The organism is Brevundimonas sp. KH_060 (genome assembly GCF_057838275.1).
The window spans coordinates 279,477-293,804 of sequence record NZ_CM174463.1 but is presented as its reverse complement, the minus strand read 5'-3'; the positions used below and the strand labels follow the sequence as shown (position 1 = coordinate 293,804).

The 14,328-nt window shown below is 68.4% G+C and carries 14 protein-coding genes; 5 read left to right on the top strand and 9 right to left on the bottom strand.

Translation table 11 applies throughout. The annotated features are described in order from the left end of the window. Window positions 1-68 precede the first annotated feature (68 nt). The 4 genes from AC3IPP_RS01500 to rplS all read left to right on the top strand — a co-directional run bounded on the left by AC3IPP_RS01500 (window position 69) and on the right by rplS (window position 4,842). Window positions 69-1,733 (top strand): thiamine pyrophosphate-binding protein, encoded by a 1,665-nt coding sequence (locus AC3IPP_RS01500; protein WP_087140514.1) that lies wholly within the window; start codon window positions 69-71, stop codon window positions 1,731-1,733. 85 nt (window positions 1,734-1,818) lie between these two features. Continuing rightward, on the top strand, window positions 1,819-3,660 hold the full coding sequence (locus tag AC3IPP_RS01495) for a DUF885 domain-containing protein (protein ID WP_489150086.1): 1,842 nt from the start codon (window positions 1,819-1,821) through the stop codon (window positions 3,658-3,660). Between the two features lie 38 nt (window positions 3,661-3,698). Further along, complete coding sequence (gene trmD / locus AC3IPP_RS01490; protein WP_087140516.1) at window positions 3,699-4,409, top strand: tRNA (guanosine(37)-N1)-methyltransferase TrmD; 711 nt, start codon at window positions 3,699-3,701, stop codon at window positions 4,407-4,409. Between the two features lie 16 nt (window positions 4,410-4,425). Beyond that, the gene (gene rplS / locus AC3IPP_RS01485) at window positions 4,426-4,842 is read left to right on the top strand and encodes a 50S ribosomal protein L19 (RefSeq protein ID WP_489150085.1); all 417 of its coding nucleotides are present in this window, start codon (window positions 4,426-4,428) and stop codon (window positions 4,840-4,842) included. Window positions 4,843-5,109: 267 nt separating this feature from the next. Here the strand turns inward: rplS and AC3IPP_RS01480 are convergent, their stop codons facing one another. The 5 genes from AC3IPP_RS01480 to AC3IPP_RS01460 all read right to left on the bottom strand — a co-directional run bounded on the left by AC3IPP_RS01480 (window position 5,110) and on the right by AC3IPP_RS01460 (window position 8,745). Then, complete coding sequence (locus AC3IPP_RS01480; RefSeq protein ID WP_489150084.1) at window positions 5,110-5,559, bottom strand: PA2169 family four-helix-bundle protein; 450 nt, start codon at window positions 5,557-5,559, stop codon at window positions 5,110-5,112. A gap of 58 nt (window positions 5,560-5,617) precedes the next feature. Then, window positions 5,618-6,460, bottom strand: coding sequence for a tryptophan 2,3-dioxygenase (locus AC3IPP_RS01475; RefSeq protein ID WP_489150083.1), 843 nt, complete (start codon window positions 6,458-6,460; stop codon window positions 5,618-5,620). A gap of 56 nt (window positions 6,461-6,516) precedes the next feature. Further along, window positions 6,517-7,047 (bottom strand): CHAP domain-containing protein, encoded by a 531-nt coding sequence (locus AC3IPP_RS01470; protein WP_087140519.1) that lies wholly within the window; start codon window positions 7,045-7,047, stop codon window positions 6,517-6,519. 32 nt (window positions 7,048-7,079) lie between these two features. Continuing rightward, on the bottom strand, window positions 7,080-8,213 hold the full coding sequence (locus tag AC3IPP_RS01465) for an acyltransferase family protein (RefSeq protein WP_489150082.1): 1,134 nt from the start codon (window positions 8,211-8,213) through the stop codon (window positions 7,080-7,082). Window positions 8,214-8,295: 82 nt separating this feature from the next. Beyond that, window positions 8,296-8,745 carry a COG3650 family protein gene (locus tag AC3IPP_RS01460; protein WP_489150081.1) on the bottom strand — a complete coding sequence of 150 codons (450 nt, stop codon included), beginning with the start codon at window positions 8,743-8,745 and terminating at the stop codon, window positions 8,296-8,298. Window positions 8,746-8,842: 97 nt separating this feature from the next. Here AC3IPP_RS01460 and AC3IPP_RS01455 point away from each other — a divergent pair, with 97 nt between their 5' ends. Next, window positions 8,843-9,991, top strand: coding sequence for a DNA cytosine methyltransferase (locus tag AC3IPP_RS01455; RefSeq protein WP_489150080.1), 1,149 nt, complete (start codon window positions 8,843-8,845; stop codon window positions 9,989-9,991). Window positions 9,992-9,995: 4 nt separating this feature from the next. On the opposite strand, the gene AC3IPP_RS01450 is transcribed toward AC3IPP_RS01455, so the two are convergent. The 4 genes from AC3IPP_RS01450 to AC3IPP_RS01435 form a co-directional block, all read right to left on the bottom strand. Beyond that, a complete protein-coding gene (locus AC3IPP_RS01450; protein WP_087140523.1) occupies window positions 9,996-10,304 on the bottom strand; it encodes a hypothetical protein in 309 nt (102 codons plus the stop codon). 8 nt (window positions 10,305-10,312) lie between these two features. Continuing rightward, window positions 10,313-10,672, bottom strand: coding sequence for a YdbL family probable chaperone protein (locus AC3IPP_RS01445; protein ID WP_489150079.1), 360 nt, complete (start codon window positions 10,670-10,672; stop codon window positions 10,313-10,315). A 20-nt stretch (window positions 10,673-10,692) separates the two neighbouring features. Continuing rightward, complete coding sequence (locus AC3IPP_RS01440) at window positions 10,693-10,881, bottom strand: YnbE family lipoprotein (RefSeq protein WP_040346241.1); 189 nt, start codon at window positions 10,879-10,881, stop codon at window positions 10,693-10,695. Between the two features lie 88 nt (window positions 10,882-10,969). Beyond that, window positions 10,970-14,095, bottom strand: coding sequence for an intermembrane phospholipid transport protein YdbH family protein (locus AC3IPP_RS01435; RefSeq protein WP_489150078.1), 3,126 nt, complete (start codon window positions 14,093-14,095; stop codon window positions 10,970-10,972). Window positions 14,096-14,328 lie beyond the last annotated feature (233 nt).

The window sequence follows — 14,328 nt, the reverse complement described above, 5'->3', positions numbered from 1 at the left end:
CTTCAACGTGAAGCTTGACCATAAGGTTGCATGGCCAATTCATCCTTCAATCTGCTAACGGCGAAAGCATGACGCAAGCTTCCGGAACCGCCGCCCGCCGTTTGGTCGAAACCCTGGTGATGAACGGGGTCGACAAGGTCTTCTGCGTGCCCGGCGAGAGTTATCTCGCCGTGCTCGACGCCCTGGCTGACGTCCAGGACAAGATCGAGGTCATCGTCTGTCGCCACGAGGCGGGCGCCGCCAACATGGCCGAGGCCTACGGCAAGCTGACCGGCAAGCCAGGCGTCTGCATGGTCACGCGCGGGCCCGGCGCGACCCACGCCTCGATCGGCGTGCACACGGCGCACCAGGATTCCACGCCGATGATCCTGTTCGTCGGCCAGATCGCCCTGACCGACCGCGGCCGCGGCGCCTTCCAGGAAGTCGACTACCGCGAAGTGTTCGGCGGCCTGGCCAAGTGGGCGACCGAGATCGAGAGCCCCGAACGCACGGTGGAAGTGGTCGAGCGCGCCTTCGCCGCCGCCCAGCAGGGTCGCATGGGTCCGGTCGTCGTCGCCCTGCCCGAGAACATCCTGCACGAGGACGGCGGCCCCTCGCCGATCCGTCCCGTGACGCCCGCCAAGGCCGCCCTGGACCCGGCCTTCGTCGAACAGGTGCGCGAGCGCCTGTCGCGCGCCGAACGCCCCATGCTGATCCTGGGCGGCTCCGGCTGGAGCGACGAAGCGACCGACGCGATTTCCGGCTGGGCCGAGCGTCTGGGCCTGCCGGTCGCCCTGTCCTTCCGCCGCAAGGATCTGATCCGCAACGACCACCCCGGCTATGCGGGCGACCTCGGCCTGGGCCCCAACCCCAAGCTGGTGGCGCGGGTCAAGGGCGCCGATCTGCTGCTGGTGATCGGCGCGCGCATGGGCGAGAATCCGACCCAGGGCTACACCCTGCTGGACCGCACCAAGACGGCGCAGACCCTGGTCCACATCCATCCGGGGCCGGAAGAGCTGGGCCGCGTCTGGGCGCCCGCCTTGTCGGCGGCGGCGGATAATTCGCTGGCGGCGCTGGCCCTGTCGGCCATCGAGCCGGGCCGCGTCTGGACCGAACAGGGTGCGACGGCCCATGCCGACTTCCTCGCCTTCTCCTCCCCCATCGAGGTCAAGAGCGCAGTCAACATGAGCGAAGTCATCGCCCATCTGGCCCAAGCGCTGCCAGAAGACGCCATCCTGACCAACGGCGCGGGCAATTTCGCCGCCTGGCTACACCGTTTCCATCGCCATCAGGCGCGCCGCACCCAGTTGGCCCCGACCTCGGGCGCCATGGGCTACGGCTATCCGGCGGCGCTGGGGGCCAAGGCGGTCCATCCGTCGCGCGAAGTGGTCTGCATCGCCGGCGACGGCGACTTCATGATGAGCGCCAATGAGATGGCGACCGCCGCCCAATACGGCCTCGGCGTCGTCGTCGTCGTCGTGGACAACGGAACCTTCGGCACCATCCGCATGCACCAGGAGCGGGAATACCCGACCCGCGTCATCGCCACCGAGCTGAAGAACCCCGACTTCGTGAAGTTCGCCGAGGCCTTCGGCGCCTTCGCCGTGCGCTGCGAGACGACCGACGACTTCCCGGCGGCCCTGACGGCGGCGCGCGAGGCGGCGGCGAGCGGCCGCCCCGCCCTAGTTCACCTGATCACCGACGCCGAACAGATCGCGCCGGGCCGCACGATCACCGACCTGCGCGGCGCCTGACGCAGAACCTTAGCCGCCGCAGCTTGCCTGCGGCGGCGCTTCGGGGAACAGTGCCGCCCTTATTGTACCGAGGGGGGTCTTTCTCATGCGTCGTCTTCTGATTTCATCCGCCGCCGTCCTGGCGCTCTGCGCCGCCGCGCCCGCCGCCATGGCCGAGGGGGCCGCGCCGGCCACTGCCGCTGTTCAGGTCCAGAGCGAGGACGCCCGACTCAACGCCTTCTTCGAACAGGCCTTCGAAGCGCGCGTGGCGCTGAGCCCCCAGCGCATGACCTCGCTGGGCCGCAAGACGGATTATGACAAGCTGGACGACGTCTCCGACGCCGCCGCCGAACGCTCGCTGGCCCTGCAGGAAGCCCAACTGGCCCAGATGAAGGCCCAGTTCGACCCGACCAAGCTGAGCGAGCAGAGCCGCCTGTCCTGGCGCCTGTTCGAACACGGCGTGCAGCAGGCGCGCCTGTCGAACCAGTGGCGCGACTGGGGCTTCCAGTTCGCCGCCAACGGCAACCCGACGACCAGCTTGCCGGTCTTCCTGATCAACAACCACCGCATCGGCAGCGTCTCGGACGCCGAGGCCTATGTCGCCCGCCTGAACGCCGCCGAGCGCTACATGGATCAGGTCGCCGACACCCTGACGGCGCGCGCCGGCAAGGGCGTGGTCTCGCCGCGCTTCGTCTTCGAGCCCTCGATCGACAACACCCGCGCGGTGATCGCCGGCGCCCCGTTCGACACCGGCGCCGACAACCCGGTCTGGGCCGACTTCCAGAAGAAGATCGCCGCCCTGGACGCCGATCAGGCGACCAAGGACCGCCTGCTGGCCTCGGCCCGCACGGCCCTGACCGGCCCCTACAAGCGCGGCTTCGACACGGTTCTGGCGGCGCTCGGCCAGGTGCAAACCCAGGCCGACAGCGACGCGGGCGTCTGGCGCATGCCGCAGGGCGAGGCCTATTACAACGCCCGCCTGCAGCTCTCGACCACCACCGACCTGACCGCCGATCAGATCCACCAGATCGGCCTGGACGAGGTCGCCCGCATTCAGCGCGACATGGAGACGATCAAGACCCAGGTCGGCTTCACCGGCACGCTGCAGGACTTCTTCGCCTTCCTGAAGACCGACCCGCAGTTCCAGTATCCGAACACGCCCGAGGGCAAGGAAGCCTATCTGACCGACGCCCGCGCCTTCGTGGCCCAGGTCATGACCGTGGCGCCGCAGTGGTTCTCCAACCTGCCCAAGGCCCCGCTGGAGGTCCGCGCGGTCGAGCCGTTCCGTGAAGCGACGGCCTCCATCGCCTTCTACAACTCGCCTGCGCCGGACGGCTCGCGCCCCGGCATCTACTACGTCAACCTGTCGGACATGACCCAGGTGCTGAAGCCGCAGATCGAGGGCATCAGCTATCATGAGGGCGCGCCGGGCCACCATTTCCAGATCGCCTATGCGCAAGAGATGGAACACCTGCCCAGCTTCCGCCGCTTCGGCGGCTACGGCGCCTATTCCGAAGGCTGGGGCCTGTATTCCGAACGCCTGGGCAAGGAGATGGGCTTCTATCAGGATCCCTATTCCGACTTCGGCCGTCTCTCGACCGAGCTGTGGCGCGCGGTGCGTCTGGTGACCGACACCGGCCTGCACGCCAAGCGCTGGAGCCGTGAACAGGCGATGGATTACTTCCGCCACAACTCCCTGCTGTCCGAGCGCGACATCCAGAAGGAGGTCGAGCGCTACATCACCAACCCCGGCCAGGCGACCAGCTACAAGATCGGCGAGCTGAAGATCGAGGAACTGCGCGCCAAGGCCGAAGCGGCGCTGGGTAACCGCTTCGACATCAAGGACTTCCACACCGTGGTCCTGGGCTCGGGCGCCGTGCCGCTGGACGTTCTGGGCGACCTGGTCGACGCCTGGATCGCCAAGGGCGGCGGCGCCCCCGCCGCCTGAGGCTCGCGTTTAGAGCAGTAGAGCGGTAAAGGGCCGCCATGCCCTTTACCGCCACCGTCCTGACCATGTTTCCCGAGGCCTTTCCCGGACCGCTGGGGGTGTCGCTGATCGGCACCGCCTGGCGCGAGAAGGGGCTATGGGACCTGCAGACGCTGGACATTCGCGCGTTTTCCGAAGATAAGCGCGGCTTCCTGGACGACACCCCTGCGGGTGGCGGTCCCGGTCAGGTGCTTAAAGCGGACGTGGTGGCCAGGGCTCTCGACAGCCTGGAAGGCCCGCCTAGGCCGCTTTTGTACATGAGCGCACGCGGTCGACCCCTGACGCAGGCGCGAGTGACGGAATGGGCCAAGGCCGACGGCATCGTCGTCCTGTGCGGCCGTTTCGAGGGGGTGGACCAGCGGGTGCTCGACGCCCGGGGGTTCGAGGAGGTCTCCGTCGGGGACGCGGTGCTCGCCGGCGGCGAGGCGGCGGCCATGGTGGCGATCGAGGCGTGCGTCCGGTTGGTTCCGGGGGTTCTGGGTGCGGCGGAAAGCCTGTCCACCGAGAGCTTCGAGGACGACCTGCTTGAGCATCCGCAGTACACGCGACCGCGGACGTTCGAGGGCCACGACATCCCGGAGATCCTGCTGTCAGGCGATCACAAGAAGATCGCCAAATGGCGTCAGGAACAAAGGGAAACGACCACGCGGGAGCGGCGCCCGGATCTCTGGGAGCGGCATCTCGCCAACTTACAGCTAAAGAGCAAATAAGCTCCGGAGAGACACTATGAACATCGTCCAGCAACTCGCTGCCGAAGAAAAAGCCCGCCTGCTCGAAGGCAAGAGCATCCCCGAATTCCAGCCAGGCGACACCCTGCGCGTCAACGTGCGCATCAAGGAAGGCGAGCGCGAACGCATCCAGGCGTTCGAAGGCGTCTGCATCGCCCGTGACGGCGGCGGCATCAACGAGACCTTCACGGTCCGCAAGATTTCGTTCGGTGAAGGCGTGGAGCGTCGCTTCCCGATCCTGTCGCCGAACGTCGACTCCATCGAAGTGAAGCGTCGCGGCGTCGTCCGTCGCGCCAAGCTGTACTACCTGCGCGACCGTCGCGGTAAGTCGGCCCGTATCGCCGAGCGCCAGACGGCCCGCAAGGTCGCCGTCCCGGCCACCGGCACGACCGAGAAGGCCGGCGACGAGGCCTGATTTCAGGCTTCGGCTTCGCGCTGAAGATCAAAAGCCCCGGCGGAAACGCCGGGGCTTTTTTAGTGCGCTAACGCTCGCCGCGCGGCGGCTCGCTGCTTGAGCGCGCTTCTCTCCCTCCCCTTCATGGGGAGGGTGGTCGCGCAGCGACCGGGTCGGGAGGGCCTGGCGACATAGAAGACGACGCTTGAATAGCGAAGTCGCCCCCACCCGGCCTCGACTTCGTCTCAGCCACCCTCCCCATGAAGGGGAGGGAGAGGCGTTGCGTCTCTAGCCCGCTAGTCCGCCCTTCAGAACGCTGAGCTGCTCGCGCCCCTGCTGCACCTCGGCATAGGCGCGGCGGATGGTCTCCTTGGTCGTGGCGGACAGCCCTTCGTCAGCCAACGCCCGCCCGAAGCGCGCGGTCAACTGTTCCTCGCCGGTCTCCACCGTCCCCAGCACCGAGGCGTCGTTGCGTAGCAGGGCGTGCTTCACGTCCATGAAGGCGCGCTGGGCCTTGGCCAGGATAGAGGCGTCCTCCTCGGGCGAGCCGCCGCGATCGCGCACCGCCGCCTTGAACGTTTCAGCCAGACGACGCCGCTCGGCCGCCCGCGCCTCGAACCATGTGCGATAGGGTCCATCCGCCGTCTCCACGGCGGCTTGATGGTAGCCGTCGGCGCTGTCGACCAGCCCCTCGACCAAACCGTTGAGGACCTTGATGTCGTGGCTGTTGCCGCTCATCGGAAACCTCCGTTGCTGTCCATAGGGAAACCCCTGCCAGCGGCGAAGGTTTCCAGCGTCACAGCTTGGTGCGCAGCGACCACAGTTCAGGGAAGCAGCGGCGCTTCAGCGTCTCGACCAGATAGCCGACGCCGTCGGTGCCGCCCGTCCCCTGACGACGGCCGATGATGCGTTCGACCGTCACCACGTGCTTATGCCGCCACGTCAGCAGGGCGTCGTCCAGATCGACCAGCTTCTCGGCCAGTTGATACAGGGGCCACCAGCGTTCGGTGTCGCGATAGACCTCCAGCCAGGCCGCCTCGACGCCCCCGTTCGCTTCATAGGACTGGCTGACGTCGCGGTTGAGCACGGCCTCCGGCACCGGCAGACCCGCCTTGGCCAGTTGGCGCAGGGCGTCGTCGTAGAGGCTGGGCGATTCCAGCGCGGCCTGCAACGCCGCATGGGCGTCCGGGCGTTCGGCGTGGAAACGCAGGAAGCGCGGGTCTTTCAGGCCCAGCATGGTCTCCAGGCGACGGAATTGGTCGCTCTGGAAGCCCGAGCTGGCGCCCAGGTCGCCGCGGAACTTCAGGTAGTCGGCGGGCGTCATGGTGGCCAGGATGTCCCAGCTCTGGGTCATCACCGACTGGATGCGGCTGACGCGGGCCAGGCTCTTGTAGGCGGGCACCAGATCGCCCGCGCGCACCAGCGTCTGCGCCAGGGCCACCTCGTGCAGGATCTGCTTGAGCCACAGTTCCTTGGTCTGGTGGATGATGACGAACAGCATCTCGTCATGCTGGTCGGAGCGCGGCTTCTGGGCGGACAGGATGTCGTCGAGGGCCAGATAGCCGGCGTAGGTCACGCCCTGCGGCTCATGCTTGGCCGTCTCGATAGCGTGTCCGCGGATGTCGTTTGCTTCGGTCATACGCCAGCTATCGCCCGATCAGCCGGGCGGGGCCAGACCCTTTTTCACTCGAAAAACTAGTTGGCGGCGCGACCGTCAGCGACGGCGTTGGCGGCCATCTGGCGGCCGTTGGCGAAGGCGTCGCGGGCGCCGTTATAGATGAAGCCATAGGTCGGATAGACAGTGGTGCCCAGATCGTTGATCGGGTTGTACCAGACTTTCACCCGGCTCCAGTCGCCCGAGGACGAGACGTCCACGACGGTGACGTTTTCCTCGACCTTGCCGCGGCTGCCGCCCCAGTTGGCGTGGGTGACGCGGATCACGCGGTCGGTCAGGACGTCGGAGACGACGGCGACGTGACCGGCGCTCATGCGGCCGTGGGGCTGGAACACCAGCACCGAGCCGGTCTCAGGCGCGTCGCCCGTGCGGAACTTGCTGACGGCCTGACGCCACCAGGTCCAGGCGTCGCCGAAGATCTGAATGCCCGAGAACATGCGCGCGAAGGTCACGCACTGCCAGTAGGGATCACCGGCCTGGGCCGGGGTCGTGGTGAAGGCGAAAAAGCCTAGGCTTGCCGCAAGGGCGGCGGCTGTGAGCCGTTTCATCATCTGGCGTGCTCCCGACTGAACGCGGACAAGCCTTAGACGATAGGATCAGAAGGTTGAAGAACTGTTTCCGACTGTTTCCCCTGTTGATCCACAGATGATCGACGCTTCTGCGCCCATCCGCGCAGGAAACGGCGGGCCGGGCGCTCGATCAGTTGATGAACAATCGCAGCCGCGACAATCAAGCCCGCGATGATCGCCAGCCACAACACGAGGGGAAGCTGCTTGTCTTCCGCCCCGGTCAGGCGCGCCGCGACATTGACCGCCAGGATCTGCCACGGGGCGCACAGCATATAGACCGCATAGCTGATCTCGCCGAGATAGACTGCGGGCGCCGCTCCCAGGACGCCCGCCTTGCTCGCAGGAATGCTGGCCAGAGCCAGGATCAGCAGGCCGCCGGACAGGACGGTGATCCCGTCCCAGCTCATCAACGAGGCGCTGAGCGCCGTCACGACCGCCGCCGCCAAAGCCAGCAGGCCCGCGTGCGGCAAGGGCGCCCGGCGATAGACCAGGTAGAGGGCGCAGCCGTAGGCGAAGCACGGCACGATCCGCAGCGCGCCCCATTTGAACGTCGCCTCGGTCAGACGATAGCCGGCGACGCGCTCGAACCCGACATAGAGGGCGACCAAAAACAAGGCCGACGCCCCCGTCGCCAGCCACGGCCGGTTCCGCAGCTTCCACGCTGCGGCGGCGAAGACGGGGAAGGTCAGATAGGCGAACCACTCGGCCGAGATCGACCAGGACGGGTGGTTCCAGCCCGCCTCGCCCGCAAAGCCCCAGGCGTGGACCATCAGCAGGTTGGGGAGCAGCGTCTTCCAGCTGAGGATGCTGGCGTCGATCGCCATGCCCGCCGCCGTCGCCGCCAGCCCCAGGGCCATGACGCCCAACAGGGTGAACAGGTGCAGCGGATAGACCCGCGCGATGCGCGCCCACAGGAAGCTCTTGTAGCCGAACCGCTTCTCGCCGAACGCCTGGAGATAGACGTGGCTGAGGATGAAGCCCGACAGGACGAAGAAGAGCTCGACGCCCAGATAGCCCTTGGCCGCCAGCGCAGGCATGCCGCCGACCGCCAGATTGGGCCACATCAGATAGACCACGACCCACAGGGCCGCGAGGAACCTGAGCGAGGTCAGGGGACGGATGTCGATCGGCGTCGCTACGGGCGTCATGGGACCATCCTGGCCGGTGAACCGACCGGAGACAGCCCGGCCGCGTAACAGCGCTCAATGCAAGCCGGGCGCCAGCTTCGCCTTACTCTACGCGGCCGCTCTCCCCGGCCCTCTCGATGGCGGCCGTTGCGGCGGCGCAGCCGGTCAGGGTCTCGTCGCCGATCTCGACCTTGGCGGTCAGGGGATAGGTGCGGTCGCTCATGCCGTCCGAGCAGTCCGTCGCCGTCAAGGTGACAGTCAGATCCGTCCCGGCCTCGGTCTTAGTCGCCCAGCTGGCCAGCGTGCCCTGCAGGGTCGGACCGGGGTTTGCGGCCTTCTGCTCGGCCCGGTCGACGCCGGAATAGGTCAGGCCGTCTGGCTTGATCTCCACCGCCCAGAACGGCTCGGTCCCCAGCACCCGCACCGGCTGGTCCAGATCGACGCCCGCGAGAGCGCGCGGCTCGGCCTTGGCGGCGTCCGGCGCCTTTTCAGCAGGCTGGGAACAGGCGACCAAAGACAGGGCGGCGGCGGCGGAGAGGAGGGCGACGCGCATGGCGGTCCTTTCTGAAACGTTCGCGGCCAGAGTCCCGGTTTGCCTTCGCCCCGTCAAGGCAGGCGCCAAAGCGGCTCGCCTGAGTTAATGTGCCCTCATGTCGATTCGCCCCGTCCCAGCCGCAAACGCAGGCGTCGCCTTCACGGCCTGCGAGTTCTTCGCGGGCGGCGGGCTGGCGGGATCAGGGCTGGCAGGCTTCCGCACCGTCCTGGCCAACGACATCGACGCGGCCAAGGCCCGCGCCTTTCGCGCCAACCACCCCGAAACGCCGCTGGTCCACGCCGATGTCTGGACGGTGACGCCGGATCAGGTTCCGGGCGCGCCCGACCTGTGCTGGGCGTCGTCGCCGTGTCAGGACGTCAGCCTGGCGGGCGCGCGCGGCGGGCTGAAGGCCCAGCGCTCAGGCGCCTTCTGGGGCTTCTGGAAGCTGATGCAGGGACTGGACGCCGAGGGCCGCGCGCCGCCGATCATCGTGCTGGAGAACGTCGTCGGCCTGCTGACCTCGGGCGAGGGCCAGGACTTCGCCGCCGTCTGCGGGGCCATGGCCGAGGCGGGCTATACGGTCGGCGCCCTGGAGATCGACGCCGGTCTGTGGCTGCCGCAGTCGCGCCCGCGCCTGTTCATCATCGCCATGCGCGGCGTCGAGGGACCGCGCCTGTCCGCCCCCGCCCAGCCCTTCCATTCCTCGCGCCTGATCGCCGCCTGGGAGCGGCTGCCCGAGCCGGTGAAGACGGCCTGGGCCTGGTGGCGTCTGGCCGCTCCGCCGCGTCGCAACCACGACCTGGCGACCGTGCTGGAGACCGACGCCCCCTGCTTCGACGAGGCGGAGACCCAAACCCTGCTGGCCATGCTGTCGCCGCTACACCGCGCGCGGCTGGAGACGCTCAAGGCCTCGGGCGAGCGGCGCGTCGGCGCGGCCTTCCGCCGGGTGCGGGTCAAGAACGGCGAAAAGCTGCAACGACTGGAGATGCGCTTCGACGGCCTGGCCGGGTGCCTGCGCACGCCGTCGGGCGGCTCATCGCGCCAGTATGTGGTGATCGTCGAGGGGGACCGCGTCGCCATGCGCCGCCTGACCGGCCGCGAAGCTGCGCGGCTGATGGGGGTCGCCGACGCCTATCGCCTGCCCGCCAGCGAAAGCGCGTCGCTGAAGCTGATGGGCGACGCCGTGGCGGTGCCGGTGGTGGACGCCCTGGCGCGCGGCCTGTTCCTGCCCGCCCTCTCCGGCCAGGCGGACGTCGCCGCCTGAAGCCTCAATAGTAGAGGTCGTCGTCCTTGCGATCCTCGGCGCCCTCGATGCCGGGATCCAGGTGATTATCGACCCGATCATCCCAGCCGTCGCGATCAGATCGGAAAGCCAGAGCCATCAGGCCCCAGGCCAGGCCGACCGTGCCCAGCACGCCCAGCCCCATGGCGATCCAGCCATGCAGGCTCATCTCGCCGCCGCCGATCAGACGCCAATAGGCCGCCAGCCCAAGCGTGCTGACCGCCGATATGGCGACGGCGAGGATCAACGACCTCAGAAGCCGGACCAGTCGGCCGCCTCTGAAGGTCGATGTCATGGCTCAGCTCAGCGCTGGACCCACTGGCCCTGGGCGTTCTTGTACCACTGGCCCGAGCTGATGCGCGGCAGCAGCTGGGTCTCGAACATCCGAGCGCCCGCCACTTCGGCGGAGGTGCCGGCGTCGGCGGCGCTGCGGGCGTAGGCCTGACGGCGACCGGCGTTGGTCGCGCTGATGGCGGCCTGGGTGTCGGCGTTCACCGAGGTGCGCACGCCGACGTAGCCGTCAGCCTGCTCGCCCGCCGTGCCGGCGGCCTTGGCCTGATCGACCAGGGCCTTCTGCGAGGCGGTCTGAGCCACGGCGGCGCCGGCGGCGACGCCCAGAGCAGCGACAGCGGCCACAGCCACGAAGAGTTTGCGGTAAGTCATGTCAAAGCCCCCTTTCACATTCAGAACAGGTTGGGGTTTTCGCGGAGCAGGTTCTGCAGTTCCTGGTCCAGCTTGATGCGGATGTCGGCGTCGAGCTTGGCATAGATCTGCAGCGGCTCGCTGAACTTGATGTTCACCGTAGGCGCGCATGCGGCCAGGCTGACGGCGCCGAGGCCGAGCATGGCGACGATCTGACGCTTGCTGATCATGAGGCCGATCTCCGAAGGCGGCGTTGGAAGTCACCGCCATTAAACGCTGCGGCGTGTGAATGGGTTCTGAACAAAGCGCGACCGTGACTCAAGGCGTTTCATCCGTCGTCAGCACAGGCGTCTCGCCACGACGCGCATATTCCAGCAGATCCGAGATGATCTGGTTGGCGTTCCAGGTCGTGTCCAGCGTCAGGTCGATCGGCGTATCCGACGGCAGATTCAGCTTCTTGTTCAGGAAGTCACGGCGGATCAGCTCCATGAAGGTCAGGCGAAGCTGCTCGCGCTCGGGCGGATCGTGGCGGCCGTTGATGCGGAACCGGACGCCCAGGCGGCCCTGATCCAGGCTGTTGACCTCGGCGGTCAGATCGCTGATCGCCAGATCCTGCATGGCCTGATAGGCCAGATCCTGCATGGTGTTGGGCGGAACGCCCGCCTCGCCCCCGCCGCCGGCGGCTAGGTCGTCGAACACCTGAGGCTGGATCGACAGACGACCGGGCCGCACCCCGTTCAGCACGCCGCCGACGATGCGCCAGCCGTCCTTGGGATCATAGGTGAAGGGCAGCCGCCCCGACACCACGGCGTCGAACTCGGCCTTGTCCTGAAGATTGGCGCTCTTCAGCAGTTCGTTCAGCTGCACGCCTTCGACCACGACCACCCCGCCCCAGCCCTCGCCCGGCGTCAGCGGCAGGGACAGAGGCTCGACGCTGATGCGCCCGCCCGCCGCCTGGATCTGGCCGCCGCCGATGGTCAGGGCCTTTTCGTCCAGACCAAAGGACAGCTGAAGATCGGTCAGCGGCGTCACCGTCTGCACCCGATCGGCGGTCAGCGTCTGGTTCGGGGCGGTGATCAGCGGCGTCAGGCTGGTGAACTCCACCCGCCCCTTCAGCCCCTGGACCTTGCCCGCCGGGCTGGTGAAGTCCAGCTCCGGCACAGTCAGGACGCCCGAACTGGTCGCGCCCTCGGCCGCCCAATCGAAACGCCCCTCGAACCCGGCCGAACCTTCGACCGGCGACTTCACATAGTCGGCGACGAGCGGGCTGAGGTCGTCTGGCTGAAGCCCATGCTCGGTGAAGGCCAGGCTGGGCGCCGAGATCACCGCCCCGCCCGCTTCGGCCTGAACGTCATGGCGCACCTCGACGCGGCCGACGGCGTGATCCAGTCGGCTGAGATCGAAGCCGGCCGTCCAGACGTCGGCCGCCAGCCGCGCCGCGCCCTTGGCCTGAAGCGGCAGGAAGCGGACCGGATCGGCCGTGTCCGCGACCTGGGCCTGACTGACGCCCACCCGCATCGACAGCCCCTTTGCCGCGCCGTCGATGACCAGATCGCCCTCGGCGCCCGTGAAACCGACCTCGAAGACGGGCGCCGTCGCCGCCACATCGACCAGCCGCGCCTGTGCGCGCCAGGCGCCGTTCTGAACAACGAACAAGGGCGCCGACGTCGGGCACACGCGGCCGGACACGGCCTCGACCGAGTTCTCGCCCAGGTCGAGCTTGTTCATCGTCACCGGGATGCAGTCGCTCGCCGTATAGGACAGACGTCCGCCCGCCGAGGCCAGGTCGCCCTGAGTGCTGAAGGCGACGCCGCGCGCCGGACCGAAGTCCAGCGCCGCCTGCCCCTTCAGCCTCGCCGCGAATCCGCCCGGCGTCAGACGCCATTGCACGTCGTCGAAGCGCGCCTCGGGCAGGCCGCCGCCGCGCATCGACGCCACGCTGAAGGCCCCGCGCGTCGCTCCGTCCGCCGTCAGGGACAGAACAGGTCCCGTCGCCGCCGACAGCCTCAGTTCGCCGCCGTTAGCCGGGCGGGCGGTGATCGGCCGCAGCAGGGCCAATTCAACCCCAGCGTTGTCGCTGACCAGCCGCACCTGGGGCGCGTCCAGGGCGAAGGCCCCCAGCGCCCGCTTCAACTCGGCCAGTTCCGGAAGATCGTCGACCAGCGGCGCGCCCAGCACCGGCGCCGAAACCCGATCCGCCCCCAATGCGCCGGTCGCGCTGATCCGCGTGATGGAGTCCCGCACCAGATCGAAGTCCAGACGACCGCGCGCGCCGTCCAGGGTCACGTCGCCGGTCGCCAGCCGTCTCGCGGTCAGGGTCGCCGGCCCCTGCACCTCGAAGGCGCCGCCCTTGCCGCCCGCCTCGATCGCGGTCGAGGCGACGACCGCCTGGGTCAGGCGGGCCTCGCCGAACCGGCCCGACGTCGCCGTCAACCGCAGGGGCGAGGCCGCGCGCCACTTCATCTCCTGCCCCTCGGTCCCGCCCGACGTCGACAGGGTCAGGCGATTGAGGTCCAGCGTCGCCTGGCGGACATCCACCCCTTCGCCCTGGAGCCGGTCGGCCGAGGCCGCCGCCTTCGCCTCGCCCTTGAGGCTATAGGCGTTGAGCCAGCCTTCGACCGCCCCGGCGAATGCCATCGTCGCGACTGCCTGACGCGCCGCCGTCCCGGCGCCCGCCAGTTCGTCCGCCGTCAGCCGCGCGGTCAGACCCACCCGGCCGTCGCCGCGCCGGGTCTTCATGTCCGGGTAGGGCAGGTCGCCGCTGAGACTCAAGGCCGCGTCCTGACCGCCGACGCCCGCCGCAGCGAAGCGCTCGACCTGAGCGTCCAGCTTCACCGCCATGCGGTCGCCCACGGTCGTCACCTCGATGACGCCGGCCAGGCCTCGCGCCTCGGTCTCGCCGCTCTTGAGCGAGGCGGCAGGCATCCGTCCCGACAGCCGCATCAGCTTGCCGTCGTCGAGCCGCGCGTCCGCCAGCAGGCGCAGCGGGCCGTATTCGGTGTCGAGCCGCGCCTGGCCGCCTTCGACGATGACCAGGGGCGCGCGCGAATCCGGCTTGGGCGGCTTGCCGGTGAATTCCTCGACCAGGGGATCGAGGCTGCCCAGCGACAGCTTGCCGTCCTTCCACGCCGCGCGCACGATCGGACGGACCAGACGGACGCGGCTGGGCGTCACGCCCAGGCCGGCCTTCGACCACGGCAGGCCCACGGCGTAATCGACCTCGACCCGCTCGACCTTGAAGTCGGGGTTCTTGGGATCGCCGATGGAGACCTTGCCGACGAAGCCGTTCAGCTCCAACCGTTCGACCTCGACGTCGGCGTCTATGCCCTTGCGGTCCAGCCAGCCGACCAGCAGCTCCCGCGCCGCCGCGCGCCGGTTCAGATACAGCGTCGCCGCCAGCACCAGCAGAAGCGCCAGCAGGATCAGCAGCGTCCGGACCGCCAATCGCAGCCGCGGACGCGGCCTGCCCTTTCCGGACGGCGCGCCAGAGGAATGAGCGGATCCGGCGTCGGACCCTGAGGAGGCGATGTCGTCGGTCAAGGGCGTTGGGTGTTCAACTTAACAGGAAAGGGAACAACGCCACAGAATGCGTTACGACAACAGTCGTTGCAGAATGAGCACTGCGGCGTGACCCCCCAGCCACTACCAGTCGACCTCGACTACAAGAAGGCGAAGTT